The following is a 15,455-nucleotide window of genomic DNA, read 5'->3' as shown; positions in this document are numbered from 1 at the left end:
CATATAAAATGATGTAAGAAGTCACAAGGCATCGTGCCCAAGAAAATGCGTTTACATGCTAAATCTGATGTTCTTTAATTTCAATGTTAGGTTTATTTCTCGGCTTTCGCTAGTAAACTGAGTTACAGATAAATTCGCTGCAAGAGGGACACCGTGAACCCCATATTTTCTATCGGCATCCAATCATTATGGGACGAATTGCGTCACATGCCTGTGGGCGGGGTCTGGTGGCTGAACACCGACCGTGAGCAGGACGCCCTGAGCCTGCTCAACCAAACCCTTGCCGCGCAGGATAAGGCGGCGAAAGTTGCGGTAGCGGGCATGGGTCACGACCTGCGAAACCTCATTAAATTAGATAAAAATCACGGCCCGGAAAAAATCGAGCTCTTCTCCATGCCAAACCAGGAGAATAGTCTATACTTTTTCACCCGCGACCTGCTCAGCTCTATTGACCCGGACAAATATTTAGTGTTCCTGTTCTGTGCTAATAATGCCTGGCAGAATATTCCCGCCCCTAAATTACGTAAATGGTTAGAAAAAACTCACGCCTGGGCGAAATATAATAATTGCACTCTGGTGGTAATTAACCCCGGTAGCAACAATGACAAGCAAGCCTCAATTCTGATGAGTGAATATCGCTCGCTTTTTGGTCTTGCGAGCCTCCGATATCAAAATGGCATTCCGCTATATGATGTAGCGTGGTGGTGTAATGAAAAAGGGATCAGCGCCCGTCAGCAATTACTGCTCACAGAAGTTGAAGGCCAGTGGCAATTAGCCAAACAGGAAGAGGCCTCCGTTCAGCCACGCAGCGATGAAAAACGTATTTTAAGTAATGTCGCCGTGCTGGAGGGCGCGCCGCCGCTCTCGGAACACTGGAACCTGTTCGCCACCAACGAGGCGCTGTTTGAAGAGGCGCGCGCCAGCCAGGCGGCAACGCTGATTTTCGTTCTCGCGCAGAATAGCCAAATCGACGGTCTGGCGCGCCAGATCCACACCTTGCGCCGCCAGCGCGGCAACAATCTCAAAATTATCGTGCGTGAAACTATCGCCAGCCTGCGCGCCACCGATGAGCGCCTGCTGCTCGGCTGCGGCGCGAATATGGTGATCCCGTGGAACGCCCCGCTTTCGCGTTGCCTAACGCTGATTGAGAGCGTGCAAGGGCAGCAGTTTACGCGGCTGGTGCCAGAAGATATCTCTACACTGCTCTCTATGACACAGCCACTGAAGCTGCGCGGCTTCCAGCCGTGGGCAGTGTTTTGCGATGCGGTAAGCAATATGGTCAACAACACGCTGCTGCCGCCGGATGGCAAAGGGGTGCTGGTGGCGCTGCGCCCGGTGCCGGGCATTCGCGTTGAGCAGGCGCTCACACTCTGTCGACCCAACCGCGTCGGCGATATTGTCAGCATGAGCGATAACCGGCTGGTGCTCTTCTTATCCTTCTGCCGGGTTAACGATCTTGATACCGCGCTGAACCACATCTTCCCGCTGCCGACGGGCGATATCTTCTCTAACCGCATGGTGTGGTTCGAAGATAACCAGATTGCCGCCGAAGTGGTGCAGATGCGCGCCCTGCCGCCTGAGCGCGCCTCGAAGCCGCTGCCTGCCACTCGCCAGGAGAAGAAGTTGATTAACGCCGAACACGATGGCACCAGCTGGCGTCGTATTCCCCAACCGCACCGGTTATTAAGCGATGTGACGGAGTCCTCCTCATGATGTCAGTCAGCGATATTATTCAGCTTATTGTGCTCTGCGCGCTGATCTTCTTTCCGCTGGGCTACCTTGCGCGCCACTGGCAGCGCCCGTTGCGTACCGCGCTCCGTTTAACTTTTACTAAACCCCGCTATGTAAAACCGATTGGCGTTTTACGCAGGGATTCGCTCGCCAAGGCAGACCGTAAACATGACAAATAATACGATCCTCCCCTCTGCGCCGTCGCCGCTGTGGCAATACTGGCGTGGCCTTTCCGGCTGGAACTTCTACTTCCTGGTGAAGTTTGGCCTGCTGTGGGCAGGCTACCTCAACTTTCATCCGATGCTAAACCTGGTATTTATGGCGTTTCTGCTGGTGCCGCTGCCGCGCCTGAGCCTGCATCGCCTGCGCCACTGGGTGGCTCTCCCGCTTGGTTTTGCGCTCTTCTGGCACGACACCTGGCTGCCCGGTCTTGAAAGTATGATGAGTCAGGGCTCACAGGTGGCGGGCTTTAGCGCCGATTACCTGCTCGATCTGGTGACGCGCTTTATCAACTGGCAGATGATTGGCGCGGTGTTTGTGCTGCTGGTGGCGTGGCTCTTTTTGTCACAGTGGCTACGCGTCACGGTGTTCGTGGTGGCGATCATGATCTGGCTGAACGTGCTGACCTTAACCGGCCCGGCCTTTAATCTCTGGCCCGGCGGCCAGCCGACGACCACGGTCACCACCACCGGTGGTTCGCAGGCGGCAACGGTCGCGGCCGTTGGTAACACCCCGGTTGTCGGCGATATTCCGGCGCAAACGGCTCCGCCAACGTCGGAGAACCTCAACGCATGGCTCGCCAGCTTCTATGCGGCGGAGGAGAAGCGCCAGAGCACCTTCCCGACGCAGCTGCCTGCCGATGCGCAGCCGTTCGATCTGCTGTTTATTAATATCTGCTCCCTTTCCTGGGCCGATATTGAAGCCGCCGGTCTGGCGTCGCACCCGCTCTGGTCGCATTTCGATATTGAGTTCAAAAACTTTAACTCGGCGACCGCCTACAGCGGCCCGGCGGCGATCCGCCTGCTGCGCGCCAGCTGCGGCCAGCCGTCGCACAAGAATCTCTATCAGCAGGCGAATAATCAGTGCTACCTGTTTGATAACCTGTCGAAACTCGGCTTTACCCAACAGCTGATGATGGATCATAACGGCGAGTTTGGCGGCTTCCTGAAAGAGGTGCGCGACAATGGCGGCATGCAGGCGCCGCTGATGAACCAGGCGGGGCTGCCGCCGACGCTGCTCTCCTTTGACGGCTCGCCTATTTTTGACGATACCGCGGTGCTGAACCGCTGGATGGAGTCAGAGAGCTTTAAACAGGGCAAACCGACCGCCACCTTCTATAACCTGCTGCCACTGCACGATGGCAACCACTATCCGGGCGATCGCAAAACGGCGGATTACAAACTGCGCGCGCAGAAGCTGTTTGATGAGCTGGATGCCTTCTTCACGCAGCTCGATAAGTCCGGGCGCAAAGTGATGGTGGTGCTGGTGCCGGAGCATGGCGCGGCGTTGCAGGGGGATAAGATGCAGGTCTCTGGCCTGCGCGATATTCCAAGCCCGTCGATTACCAACGTGCCGACGGCGATTAAGTTCTTCGGTATGAAAGCGCCGCATCAGGGCGCGCCGCTGGTGATTAACCAGCCGAGCAGCTTCCTCGCGGTCTCGGAGATTGTCACCCGCGTGCTGGATGGCAAAATCTTCACCCAGGATAGCGTCGACTGGGAGAAGTTGATCGGCAACCTGCCGCAAACCGCGCCGGTATCAGAGAACGCCAACGCGGTGGTGATCCAGTACCAGAACAAGCCGTATGTGCGGCTTAACGGCGGCGACTGGGTGCCCTATCCGCAGTAACACCTTTGCCTGATGGCGCTGCGCTTATCAGGCCTACGAAAACCGCTCCGGTGGTATTCGCAGGCCCGGTAAGGCGCAGCCGCCCCGCCCATTGATACCGCACACGTAGGCCGGGTAAGGCAAAGCCGCCACCCGGCATCAGGCACCACCCATCCAGACCGCACATTACGTAGGCCGGGTAAGGCGTAGCCGCCACCCGGCATCAGACGGCATTTGTTAACGCTGCTGCGCCAGCCAGACCAGTATCTTCAGGCTGGCGGAGTAGTAATCATCCTCGGCGGTGATCTGCGGCTCGCCCGTCGCCTCGCCAACGGTTAAGTCCCGCACCGCCAGCAACCCCTCATTCATGTTGTAAGGTGCATTTTCGTTGTTGGTCACATTGACCCACGCCGGTGTTTTGCTGCGCTCAAACCCCTGCCACCAGCTGCGCCATGGCGTTAATAACACGCTCTGCGGATTGTGCCAGGCAAGATAGAGCGGCACGCGAATGGCGTCGTAGCTCATACGCGGCGGCCACTCCGTTGCCGGACTAAAGGTACCGTCCGCCGAGAGAGATACCCAATCAGTCGGCAGGTGCGGTTTGCCGAAGGCCATCTTGCCGACCATTTTTTGTCCGTCATCAATCAACTGCTGCCAGATTGTCCGGTGGCTGCGGTTGGCGAAATCCTGCCACGCCGGAAAGATAAAGTAGGAGGGGTTTAGCGTCACCCGGCTATGGAGGTTAAAGCCTTTCGCCCCCGGCAGCATCACGTGATAGCCAGCAAAGGTGGTCACAGTATGTTTCAGCACTGCCTGGGTAATGGCGTCCGACGCGACGGTATAGGCAGGCAGATTCCAGCGCTCGCCCGCCTTCAGCAGCGCCCAGGCGATAAGGATATCGCCATCGGTGGCATCGTTTTTATCGGCGATCGGATCGGCCTCCACCGGGTTATAGCGCCAGTAAAAAAGACCGTTTTCCTTGTCTTGCAGCGTGGTGTGCGTCCAGTGCCACATGCTGTCGAACGCCGCTTTATCGTTATTGCCGACCGCCATCAGCATGGCAAAACCCTGCCCTTCGGTGTGGGAGACGTTGTTATTGCCGGTATCGACAATCCGACCGTCGGGCATTAAAAAGCGCGCTTTGTAGCTCTCCCAGGCGGTCGCGGCCTGCGACACGGTGGAAAAGAGCAGGCTGGTTAACATCACCATCGCGGCAAAAAGGGGTTTAAACATCGTGAGTCTCACTCTGGGTTAGCGTAGCGAAAGAGAACATCCGAGACAGAATAGAGCGCTTCCCGGCTAAAAAAGAGGCGCGCATCGCCGCCCTGATCCTGCATCCAGCGGCCATAAAGCCCCTCCAGTACGGCGCAGAAAGCGTGGCACCAGCGCGTCTGCTGCGCCTCATCGCGGGCGACGGGCAGCGCGCGGTGGCGAAAGGTCATGCCGCTGTCGCTGGCCTCAATATCAATCACCCCCCAGTTGAAGGCGGCGAGTCTGGCGTTGATCGCCGCTTCCAGCTCGCCGACGGTGGTCGATGCCATAAGCGGCATCTGCACGGCCAGCGTCTCGCCCATCTGGCGCAAAAACGGCAGGCTCTGCGCTTCGCCGACGTTTCTCACCATGCCATCGACCATCACGCTAAGTAGATCAAACCAGCCCGGCGGTGTCTGCTGTTGCTGATGCCAGGCCAGTTCAGGGGACAGGTTGGTGGTCATTATTTCTCTCCCAACATATACCGCAGCCAGATGCCTGCGGTGCTTTCGTTATAACTGCCGAAGGTGTCATACCCGACGTTGCCGCCCACCGACATATTTTTGTTCACGTTGTAATCGAGCCCGGCGCGGAAGTTGTAGCCGATGCCGTTTTGCGACGAGCCACGGTACTGCGCCTCTTTGATAAAGCCGAGCGCCGCCAGCTGCTCCAGCATCCCCTGCGCCTGTGGGGAGGTCGGGAAGTAGTCGCTCTTATCCTGGGTGTAGGATTGATACCCCACCGCGCCGCCAAGACGCACTCTCCAGTTATCGATCTTCTGCGTGAAGTCCACCGGCAGCGAGACGCTGACGTAGTTCTGCGGGCTGAAGTAACCGCCCTGGCCGAAGGTGAAGTAACTGAGGTTTTTCGCGTAATCCATCCAGCTAATGCTCAGCCCGGTCTGCAACTGGCGGAAGTCATCGTGCCACGGGCGTAAATAGACCCCGGCGTTAGCGTTGAGGCTGCTGTTGCTGGCCACGTTTTCGCCGAGGTAGCTATAGCCACCGCCGCCGACATAGAACCCGGCATCGCCATCATCGTAACTCAGCTGCGCGCTGCCGCCGTTTTTGGTCACCCGCCCCCAGCGCTCGCCGGAGAACTTATCCTGCAAGCCGACGTAGGAGAGCAGGCTGTCGGTCACCGCGCGCCGCTCGCCGGTAAGGATCAGCGTCAGGTAGTTGGTCAGCTTCGGCGACCACTTCACGCCACCCACTAGCGTGCTGAGATCCTCCCCCAGCGGCGTAGTGCCGATATCGAGCTTATAGCCCTCGCCGCTCAGTGCCATATTCAGCTCAACGCCGCTGCCGTTCTGCGCATCGGTCGAGGCGCGAATCGGATCGTTATAATTTTTCTTGTAGGTCGACTCGCTCAGACTCTGTAAACGGCGCGAGCCGAGCAGCGTACTGAGGTTGTCGAAGCCCTCTTCGGTAAAGGGCGATAACTTCCCGGCGTCGGCGTAGCGGGCAAGGTCGCTGAACTTATCGCTGCCGTCGGTGGCGGTTGAACTGTTCGCCGTTTTAATGGAGGCCGCCAGATTGGTTGCGGCATCCGCCAGCGGGTTGCTGCCGTAGCGCCGCCAGGCATCGCCCGACGCGCTGCCGGAACTGAGGGAGACCGGCGTGGCGGTCAATTCAAAGCGCGACTCGCCAAACGGCGAGCTGGACCAGGTAAGCGGCGCTTTCGCCTCCGTCAGCTTGCTGGTGCCCGTCTCGCCATCGCGCCCGCGGATCGCCACCCCGCCCTGTAACCACATGCCGGTCTTCTCGTTCATCTGCTGCATCATCTCGTCCACCTGCCGCAGGGTGCGGCTTTGCGTGGTCTCGATCGGCAGATCGGTTCGCGCTGTGCCCGGCAACTGGCTGCCCGGCTCGCGCGCCGTCTGCGCCACCTGCCACGGCATAGCTTGCCCATAAGGCGACGGCGTTTTACTGGTGGTGGTGAAGGGGTTATCCGCCAGCAGCACGCCGCCGAGGGTTGGCGTGCCTGTGCCGTTGCTGGCTTCCAGCCCGACCAGCTTGCCGCGCGCGCTGCGCAAATAGGTCATCGCCTGCTGGTGGTTGCCTTTCGCCTCCTCCAGCCGCGCCAGTAATAGCAGCCGGTCCGGCGAGGTGTCGCTGCGCAGGCCGCTGGCGAGGGTTTGTGCTTTATCGACGTTATTCTCTGCCAGTGCGACATCAATCGCGCCGACGCGTGCCGCCTGATCGTCGCTATCGCGGGTCATCAGGTAGTCATAGAGCACACCCGCCTCTTTATTCATCTTGCCGGACTGGTACAGGCGCCCCATGGCGAACATCAAATCGGTGTTTTGCGGGTCGTTTTGCAAGGCGCGGATCAGCGTGTCGTACGCGGCAGCGTAATTCCCCTGCTCGCGCAGCCTGTCGGCCTCGTTGATGACATAACCGTTGCGTACCCCGGCAAGCTGCGCTGGCGTGCTACGCGCCTGCATCTCGGGGCTGTCGACAAATGCCTGCGCTTCGGTGTTCAATCCCGCCTGGTTGAGCACGGCAATCTGATCGGCGTAATCCCCGGCGTTGCCCTGCACGCCCTGGCGCATATTGCCGCGCACCAGCGCCACCGCCGAGGTGAGATCGCCGCTGCGCGCCAGCATACGCGCCAGTTTCCCGGCATCGACGGGGCTTACGGGCGAAGTTTGCGCCAGCGCCTTCAGGGTGTTGGCGGCAGCGGTCATATTGCCCTGCGCCAGATAGCGCTCGGCGGTGACCATCTGTAAGTTGTAGTTGGCCCGCTGCGCCAGCTCGCGCATCTGCGCCGTCTGGCTGGCAGGTGAAATACGCCCCAGCAAGGCGTTGGCCTGCTGCCAGCCCCCCTGCTCACTGGCAAACAGCGCGGCGGCATAGAGCGCGCTGGCCCCTGCCCCCTGACGCTGCGCGGGCAACATCACATTCGCCGCCTCGTTCTCCTGCCCGGCTTGCACCAGCAGACGCGCCAGATCGAGACGCAGCCAGGCATCATCCGGTAAGCGCGCCACGCCCTGGCGCAGCAGGGCAATCGCCTGCTCACGCTTGCCGCTGGCCGCCAGCTGTTGTGCTTCGCGGCGTAGCGGATCGCCAGGCGTGCCGCTTACCGTGCGCGGTTGCAGCTTCGCCTGTAGCGCGGTGGGCAAGGTGCGCAGAATAGTTTGCGCTTCAGCGGTTTTGTTCTGCTCACGCAACACGTAGTAGAGGTTTTCCCGCGCCGGAGCGTTTTGCGGCTCGCTATTGAGCACGGCGCGCAGCGCCTGCTCCGCCTGCGGGTAATCTTTGTTCTGGCGCAGGACATCGGCGCGAAACAGCTTCGCCGCGGTGCCGCGATCGCCGTTTTGCTCTGCCAGCGGCGCGGAGATCGCCAGCGCCTGGCTGAGGTTCCCCCCTTTTAGCGCCTGCTGCGCCTGCGCCAGTTGCCCATAAAAGGCGGCATCTTCCGCCTGCGCCCGACGCTCGTCGGAGGCCTCGCCGCCCTGGCTTGCCGCCCGGCTAAGATATTGTGCCGCCGCCTGGTAATCGCCGTTGCGCTGGGCGATATAGCCCATCCCTGCCAGCGCGTCGGCATCCTGCGGGTTGGTTTGCAGCACCTGGGCAAACTGGCGTTTCGCCGCGCTGCTGTCTCCGCTGTTAAGCGCTTCAAAACCTGCGCCTTTCGCCCGCCCGCCGATGCTTTTGCGATACCAGGCCTGCATTTCGCTATCGTCCGGATGGCGCTGCAACCAGGTGTCGTAGAAACGCTCATCGCCCGCCTGCGGCGCGAGCCATAACAGCGCCTGGCGCAGCCCTTCGTCGGCCTCTTTGCTACCGCCCGCCATTGGCTCCAGCGCCAGCATCCCTTCGCGGCGCGTCGCCTCTTGCCAGGTGAGCAGTTTGCCGAGCGCAATGCGCGCGGCGTTATCCTGCGGATGTTGCTCAACCAGCGCACGCAGCTGCGCCAGCGCCTGCGGGTAGAGGCTTTTATCGCTCGCCATGGTGAGGTAATACTCTGGCGCCAGGCTCTGCGGCGGCGTATCGCCGTTGAACAGGCCGTGCCAGGTTTCCAGCGCCGCCGGAATATTGCCGCTGCGCGCCTGCTGTCGCGCGAGGGTTAGCTGCCCCTGCGGCACCTGCGCAAGGGCATTGGCGTTATCAAGTGCTTGCAGGCTGCCATCGGCCGGCGCGGTTTGCGCCAGCCGCGCGCGCCACTGCGCAGCACGTTGCAGATCGCCATTTTGCTGCGCCCATAGCGCCAGCAAATAGAGCGCCTGCGTATTGTTGGCATCGACCATCAACACCTTTTGCAGCGACGCCGTCGCCAGATCGTCATGGGATTTCTCATGCCAGTAGTTAGCCTGATCAAACAGCGCTTTTAACGCCGCCTGGTTGGGCGCAGCCTGCGCCTGACCGAGCGCTGCGAAGCTGAGCGCGCCGGAGAGGCAAAATAACGCGGTGACCTTTCTCATTTCTGCTTCTCCGGGTTGAGTCGTTTACGCTCGCGCTGTTTCAGGGTGCGGTAGAGCAGCCCGCCGCTCACCGCGCCCAGTAGCAGACCGAGCAGCGCCAGCAGCGCCGAGTGTTGGTTGGCGTACCAGATAATCATCATTTGCGGCGGCATCTCGCCGCTCGGGAACTGCTCGCCGACGCGAAAGCTGCGCACGCCGTTCTCATCGGTGATGATTGCCGCATCACCGCGAATCCCGGCGTTAATGGTTGCCGAGGAGAGATCGTTATGCAGTTGTGCCAGTTGGCCGTCGCTGCTGCCGAGCGCCAGCACCACCAGCCGTTTGCTGTTCCACGGCGAACGGAAGCTGACAAACCCGCGCCACGCTTCGTTGGAGGAAAAATAGCGATCCGCCTCCAGCCCGTCGGCGGCCCAGTCGCCGGTCATCCAGCGCTGCACCTTCTGCCACGCGCCCGGTTTACGCACGCCGAGCGTGCTGTCATGGGCGGTGAAGGGCGAGTCGGCGAGCAGCGCACGGTTAAACGCATGCTGATCCATGCCGCTTATTGCCAGTACATCGCGGTTCTCCAGTAGCTCACGCCCCTTGTCGCCGGAGGGCATGCCGAGCAGCACGCGGTTGTGGGTTAATGGCGTGCCGGTGGCGTTACCGGCGCGCGCGGCCATATCCAGCAGCGTGGCGAGTTGCGTTTCGCTTGGCGCGGGCGGCAGCATCAGCACCGTTTCGGCGTAGTCCGCCAGCCGGGTGAAGGGGAATGACGCGCCGACAAAGTAGGAGAGATTGGGCAGCAGCGCGAAGTGGCGCGTGTGGCTGAGATCGATCCATGAATGCTCATCAATGCGGCTTTTGATGTTGTTGTTCAGCAGAGTGCTGCACGGCGCTTCCGCCTTCGGCACGATGTTGAAGTAGAGGGAGAGCTGGTTGTCGCCATAGATCATGTAAGGCTCAAGCGGCATATCAAACTGCTCCTGGCGGGCATCACCGCCGAGCTTGTGCCACAGATTTTCCAGCGCGCCCTGCTTGTTCACCGGCAGATTGTGCAGGAAGGTGTTGTTAAGCGTCATGCTCAGCCATGAGCGCTCCTCATCGATCCAGTTTTCGGTCGGGAAGCGATAACCGATATGCAGCGGGATGGTCTCGCCGTCCCACAAAAAGAGATCCGGCGCGGCGCGAAACGCGACCTGCAGAGACGGGTGCCAGATGCCGGTAGCGGTCAGGCTTTGATCCTTGCGGATCAGCTCTGAGAGCATCACCGGACGATCGGTGGCGATCCAGCGCGGGGCATCATAAGGCTGGCTCAATGGCAGCGTCTGCGCGGCAACTTCTGTGGCAGCCGTTTGCGCATTGAACTCGCCGCGCGTCAGCCGAAAGGCCGCCGCTCGCAGCGCGTCATCATCTTTGCCCACCACCAGCAGCAGCTTATAGACCGGGTTAGCCGGGTTATCGATGATCTTCAGTAACGGCTGTTGGCTCTGCGGTAGCATCAGGCCGCCGATCTGCTCGCCTGGGTGACCAATCAGAATGCCGTTCTTTTCCGGCAGGCGGTCGTGGTATGCGGCAAAGGCGACGCCGCGATAATCGGCCTCAATGCCCAGCCATGAGGCGATCAGCGCCCCGGCACTGAGGGCATCGGGGCTAAGTTTCGCCGAAAAAGCGATGGCAATGGCAGCGGGCGTCATCTGCATGCTGTCGAAAAAGGGGCGCGGGAAGTGGCTGAGATCGGCGCCCATATCGAGTTGCTGTCCCTCCAGCTCAAAACGCGACTCCGGCAGGATAGTCACGTACCTTTTGGTGTCGGCATCACGCTGGCACTGCGCGGCGTCGCCGCCGTTAATTTTGAAGCTGAGGTTATTGCTGGAGACCATCAGCGCCGCCGGGACATCAAGCTGGTAGCGGGCGGTCTCGCCCTCGATGGCGCTCAACGGCACGGTGCCGAGCGGTTGCCCGTTCAGCATCAGTTGCAGCGTGGCGTTAGCCGCCGCCAGCGCCGGGGAGATTTTCAGGCTCAGCGCCAGCCGCGCGTTAGTCACCACTTGATCGACCGGCAGCGTGAAATCAACGCCACCCTGAAACTGCCCGCCGCTGAGCGTCAGGCCCTGCGGCTGGCCCATCTGCGCCAGCGACACGCTCTCGACGCGCGAGGGGGCAAAAGCGGAGACTGCGGGCAGCAGCGCGTTAACGGAGGTCGGCTCGCTATGCAGCGGCGCGGTAACCAGCGCGCTCGCCAGCAGGGTTAATAAGGTGAGACGTTTCATACCCGGCCCTCCTCCTGCGCCATGTTGGCCGCTTTTTCATGGCGCAGGCGGCGGTTTTCGCGGCGTGAACGCCAGGTAAGCCAGAAGAGGTCAAAGACGCAGCGCACAATGGTCAACATCGAGCGGAACGGGTTGTCCTGCGGCTTTGGCGGGTGGATCCACGCATCGGCGCGCGCCAGCACCACGCGCACCAACTCACGGCGGCGCGCCAGTGGGATGTCATTGAACATCAAGCGGATAGCGTTCTCATCGCTGGCAATGGTCTGCACCGGCAGGGCAATCGCCCCGGAGTGCAGCAGCAGCTCGATCTCCTCGATCTCATCGTTCAGGTGACGATCGTCCGGGGCGACAATGCGGCAGCCGCCCATCGAGAGATCCGCCGTCTGGCTGCGGGAGACAATGCCGCTGGCGTAGTGGATCAGCACCGGGATTTCAACCTCAATGCGGATGGTTTTACGGGTTTGCCGCGTTTCGCGCGCTACCGCAATCGCCGCCAGCAGGAAGATGAGGCTGTATAACCCCCAGCCGACGTTGAGGGCAATCACGCGCGGATCGACGCCGAAGTAGTCGTGAGCACAGGCGCGGACAATCCCGGCGATCACCCCTGCGCCAAGCAGCAGGGCGATAATCAGGTGCGGGCGCACCACGCTGAAGTCGAAATAGCCGACATTAAGCAGCCCGCCTTTGTCGGTAACGTTGAATTTGCCGCGTTTCGGAAACAGCATCGTCACCGCCGTCGGCAGCACAATGTGGAAGGCGAGCACCAGGTCGTAAATCTCGCCCCAGAAGCTGTAGCGAAAGCGCCCATTCAGCCGCGAGTTTACATACACCGCGAGAAAGAGGTGCGGTAGCGCGTAGGCGAAGATCAGGCTCGCCGAGGAGTGAATAATGTTGAGGTTAAAGAGCAAGTAGGCCAGCGGCGCGGTTAAGAAGGCAATGCGCGGCAGGGCAAACTGGTAATAGAGCATCGCGCTCAGGTAGCAGAGCCGCTGTTGCAGCGTCAGCCCACGTCCAAGCAGCGGGTTATCGAGACGGAAGATCTGCGTCATGCCGCGCGCCCAGCGGGTGCGCTGAATCACATGCAGCACCAGCCGCTCCGTCGCCAGCCCCGCAGCCAGCGGGATATCAATAAACGCCGAGCCCCAGCCGAGACGCTGCAACTTTAGCGCGGTGTGGGCATCTTCGGTTACGGTTTCGACCGCAAAGCCACCAATCTGATCGAGTGCGCTGCGGCGGATCACGGCGCAGGAGCCGCAGAAGAAGGTAGCGTTCCAGTTATCATTTCCCTGCTGGATTGGGCCATAGAAGAGCGCGCCTTCGTTGGGAATATTGCGCCCGACCGAGAGGTTGCGCTCAAAGGGATCCGGCGAGTAGAAGTAGTGCGGCGTCTGCACCAGCGCCAGTTTCGGGTCTTGCAGAAAACCGCCGACGGTGGCCTGTAAAAAGATGCGCGTCGCCACGTGATCGCAGTCAAACACACAGATTAACTCGCCGTGGGTCAGCTTCATCGCATGGTTGAGGTTGCCCGCTTTCGCATGCGCGTTGTCATTGCGCGTGATGTAGCCGACGCCGACGTCGGCGGCAAACACCGCGAACTCGCTGCGTTTACCATCGTCGAGCAGGTAGATCTTCAGTTTGTCGCGCGGGTAGTCGAGGCACTGCGCCGCCAGCACCGTGTCGCGCACCACCTCCAGCGGCTCGTTGTAGGAGGGGATATAGACATCGACCGTCGGCCACAGGCTGGTGTCATCCGGCAGCGGCACAATGTCGCGCTTTAGCGGCCAGGCGGTTTGCAGGTAGCTAAGCAGCAGCATCACCCAGACATAAACCTCGGCCAGAAACAGCCCCATGCCGAGCAGCGTTTCAATTTCTGAATTGAAATGCAGCGTCTGCGTCAGGCGAAAGTACATGTAGCGGGTGGAGAGCAGCACTGACATCGCCACCATTACCAGCGAGACGCTGCGCTTTTTACTGATAGTCCCGGCGATAAACAGCGCGCCGATGCTGATGAGGCCGAAAATGTACTGCTTCTGGCTGTCCATCGGCGTGATGATCACCAGCAGGGCGAGCGGCAGCATAACCAGCGCCAGCAGGAGAGAGAGGATCTTTTTCATAGTTGTCCTGACGCTTAGAGCCCCGACATGCGCGGCGAGGTATGCAGCGTGCCGTCGCCAATGGTGACGCCCAGCATGCCAGCGGCGCGTTTGGCGATAAGCTCAATATCAAATGCCGCAGCCGAAGCCGGGCTGAAGTCGAACACCGACTGCTGTGAGGCATTGGCTTCCACCACGCTCTCATCGCGGTGCAGCACGCCGAGTAACTGGTTGCCGAGGCGCTGCTCCATAAACGCGGTGACATCGCGGCTGATCTGGCGGCGGTTATCGCTCTGGTTGAGCACCACAAAGTGGCCCGCTTTCTGGTTCAGCACATCACCGGTGAGGTGCTGGTTCTCAATCTGCGGCAGCAGCGAGAGTGAGGCGCTATCTGCCAGCAATGGAATCAGGTGCAGATCGGCCTGCCGCGACAGGGCAGTTAACGCCGCCGAGGGGCCTGTCGGGAAGTCGGCGACAATAATCAGCCCCGGGTAGTTAAGCAGCGTATTCAGCCCACGGGTGAGGAAGTGCTCATCATGAGTGAGGCGCTCCTCAAAGTCGCGCCGCTGCGCCACGGTGGCCTCGCCATAGGGCAGAACAAAAATATTACCGCCTGCGGTGAGGACAAACTGGCTCCAGTCGGCGGCATCCGCGGCGCGGGCAACGTAGCCGCGCGTATCGGAGAGCGGTACGCCAAAGTGCAGGCGCAGGCTGTTTTGCACGTCGAAATCGAGCGCCAGCACTTTGCTGCCGTTGCGGGCCAGCGCATAGGCGAGGTTCGCCGCGAGGGTCGTTTTCCCTGTCCCACCCTTCGGCGAGCAGACACAGATCAGCGGCATGCGGCAATCCTTTCTAGCAACGGTTGTAGAGGCTGGTTCTTCTGGCTGCGCGGTTTGTTCTGTGCGGGCCTGGCGGCAAATAGCTGATCGTAATGAATGCTGACGTCACGCTGCGAAGGCGGGGCTGCACGCTGTGCAGGGATGTTTTCGGATTGGCTGGCGCTCGGGGTCGGCGGAGTACTTATTCGCGCCTCATAGGCGAAGCACTCGCTATCAATGGGGTGTGGAACCGGAGAGGCAACATGCCCGCCCAGCGCCAGCCCGGCATTTTCATCAGCGGGTGCGAGCTGATTGAGGATCGCCCAGTTGCCCTGGCCGGCGGTAGGAGATTGGGTAGAGAGGTCTTTAAAGGCGTGATGCTGTTTGCCGCTCTTCTCCCTGAATCTCTGCAAATCATCATAATACTTCATTGTTAAATCCGTGATTTACGCAATAAACGAGAACTCCCCACCGGCAGGAGAGGCTCTTCTGCCACGCGTAGGGTGATGAATGTGTTTTATTGTTGGTGCTTTTTATGAAGGTACAGGTGAATGAAACGGCGATGACCTGCGGCCTGCGGTTGCGCTAGTAATTTTAGTGATGCTAATTCGCGCTTTAACTGGCACTAAATATATAAACAATACTGCTGTTTGCATCTTTTTTTTTAGGCACTAAGAGGGGCGACAGCGTTAATCGCTGACAATAAATAGACGGGCGATATTTATACCAACACCAAAGGTAAATTAGTTTATTTAAACAGCGCTTATTGGCGAGAAAAGAGCATAAACAGAATAATGCAGCACGAAGAGCCTCTGAAACCGCGTAGGCCTGATAAGCGAAGCGCCATCAGGCATTTTCTCCGCCGCACCATTGCCGGATGGCGGCTGCGCCTTATCCGGCCTACAAAACCGCAACAACCCGGATCAAATCCCCCGGCATTGATTGCCGGATGGCGGCTGCGCCTTATCCGGCCTACAAAACCGCGCTTTCAGCGACACTGGTGCGGCTTTATATCTGCAATATGACAGCGAGGGGATTGTGTCCCCGCTGAAATCGG

The 15,455-nt window shown here is 60.1% G+C and carries 10 protein-coding genes; 3 read left to right on the top strand and 7 right to left on the bottom strand.

The window, feature by feature from the left end; genetic code table 11:
• Positions 1 to 153 precede the first annotated feature (153 nt).
• Genes bcsE through bcsG form a run of 3 tightly spaced genes read left to right on the top strand, consistent with a single transcriptional unit; the run spans position 154 to position 3,579 of the window.
• A complete protein-coding gene (gene bcsE, locus HF650_RS01065) occupies positions 154 to 1,713 on the top strand; it encodes a cellulose biosynthesis c-di-GMP-binding protein BcsE (protein WP_187800828.1) in 1,560 nt (519 codons plus the stop codon).
• Positions 1,710 to 1,910, top strand: a complete 201-nt coding sequence (gene bcsF, locus HF650_RS01060; RefSeq protein ID WP_187800827.1) for a cellulose biosynthesis protein BcsF — start codon at positions 1,710 to 1,712, stop codon at positions 1,908 to 1,910. The genes bcsE and bcsF overlap by 4 nt, the downstream gene beginning before the upstream one ends.
• A complete protein-coding gene (bcsG, locus tag HF650_RS01055; protein ID WP_187800826.1) occupies positions 1,900 to 3,579 on the top strand; it encodes a cellulose biosynthesis protein BcsG in 1,680 nt (559 codons plus the stop codon). Before bcsF ends, bcsG begins: the two co-directional genes overlap by 11 nt.
• Positions 3,580 to 3,795: 216 nt before the next feature.
• Here bcsG and HF650_RS01050 read toward each other — a convergent pair whose 3' ends face one another.
• Genes HF650_RS01050 through HF650_RS01020 form a run of 7 tightly spaced genes read right to left on the bottom strand, consistent with a single transcriptional unit; the run spans position 3,796 to position 14,829 of the window.
• On the bottom strand, positions 3,796 to 4,791 hold the full coding sequence (locus HF650_RS01050) for a glycosyl hydrolase family 8 (RefSeq protein WP_187800825.1): 996 nt from the start codon (positions 4,789 to 4,791) through the stop codon (positions 3,796 to 3,798).
• An 8-nt stretch (positions 4,792 to 4,799) separates the two neighbouring features.
• Positions 4,800 to 5,273 carry a cellulose biosynthesis protein BcsD gene (gene bcsD, locus HF650_RS01045; RefSeq protein WP_187800824.1) on the bottom strand — a complete coding sequence of 158 codons (474 nt, stop codon included), beginning with the start codon at positions 5,271 to 5,273 and terminating at the stop codon, positions 4,800 to 4,802.
• Positions 5,273 to 9,235 carry a cellulose biosynthesis protein BcsC gene (locus HF650_RS01040; RefSeq protein ID WP_187800823.1) on the bottom strand — a complete coding sequence of 1,321 codons (3,963 nt, stop codon included), beginning with the start codon at positions 9,233 to 9,235 and terminating at the stop codon, positions 5,273 to 5,275. The genes bcsD and HF650_RS01040 overlap by 1 nt, the downstream gene beginning before the upstream one ends.
• Positions 9,232 to 11,487 (bottom strand): cellulose biosynthesis cyclic di-GMP-binding regulatory protein BcsB, encoded by a 2,256-nt coding sequence (gene bcsB / locus HF650_RS01035; protein WP_187800822.1) that lies wholly within the window; start codon positions 11,485 to 11,487, stop codon positions 9,232 to 9,234. The genes HF650_RS01040 and bcsB overlap by 4 nt, the downstream gene beginning before the upstream one ends.
• A complete protein-coding gene (gene bcsA, locus HF650_RS01030) occupies positions 11,484 to 13,601 on the bottom strand; it encodes a UDP-forming cellulose synthase catalytic subunit (RefSeq protein WP_187800821.1) in 2,118 nt (705 codons plus the stop codon). Before bcsA ends, bcsB begins: the two co-directional genes overlap by 4 nt.
• 14 nt (positions 13,602 to 13,615) lie before the next feature.
• A complete protein-coding gene (gene bcsQ, locus HF650_RS01025) occupies positions 13,616 to 14,419 on the bottom strand; it encodes a cellulose biosynthesis protein BcsQ (protein WP_187800820.1) in 804 nt (267 codons plus the stop codon).
• Positions 14,410 to 14,829 (bottom strand): cellulose biosynthesis protein BcsO, encoded by a 420-nt coding sequence (locus HF650_RS01020; RefSeq protein ID WP_187800819.1) that lies wholly within the window; start codon positions 14,827 to 14,829, stop codon positions 14,410 to 14,412. The genes bcsQ and HF650_RS01020 overlap by 10 nt, the downstream gene beginning before the upstream one ends.
• Positions 14,830 to 15,455 lie beyond the last annotated feature (626 nt).

It is taken from the genome of Kosakonia sp. SMBL-WEM22 (assembly GCF_014490785.1).
Lineage (GTDB): Bacteria > Pseudomonadota > Gammaproteobacteria > Enterobacterales > Enterobacteriaceae > Kosakonia.
This window is presented reverse-complemented; position numbering and strand designations above follow the sequence as displayed.

Coding starts and splice junctions, on each gene's coding strand:
- bcsF (WP_187800827.1), top strand. CDS start 1,710: ATGATGTCAGTCAGCGATATTATTCAGCTTATTGTGCTCTGCGCGCTG.
- bcsG (WP_187800826.1), top strand. CDS start 1,900: ATGACAAATAATACGATCCTCCCCTCTGCGCCGTCGCCGCTGTGGCAA.
- HF650_RS01050 (WP_187800825.1), bottom strand. CDS start 4,791: ATGTTTAAACCCCTTTTTGCCGCGATGGTGATGTTAACCAGCCTGCTC.
- bcsD (WP_187800824.1), bottom strand. CDS start 5,273: ATGACCACCAACCTGTCCCCTGAACTGGCCTGGCATCAGCAACAGCAG.
- HF650_RS01040 (WP_187800823.1), bottom strand. CDS start 9,235: ATGAGAAAGGTCACCGCGTTATTTTGCCTCTCCGGCGCGCTCAGCTTC.
- bcsB (WP_187800822.1), bottom strand. CDS start 11,487: ATGAAACGTCTCACCTTATTAACCCTGCTGGCGAGCGCGCTGGTTACC.
- bcsA (WP_187800821.1), bottom strand. CDS start 13,601: ATGAAAAAGATCCTCTCTCTCCTGCTGGCGCTGGTTATGCTGCCGCTC.
- bcsQ (WP_187800820.1), bottom strand. CDS start 14,419: ATGCCGCTGATCTGTGTCTGCTCGCCGAAGGGTGGGACAGGGAAAACG.
- HF650_RS01020 (WP_187800819.1), bottom strand. CDS start 14,829: ATGAAGTATTATGATGATTTGCAGAGATTCAGGGAGAAGAGCGGCAAA.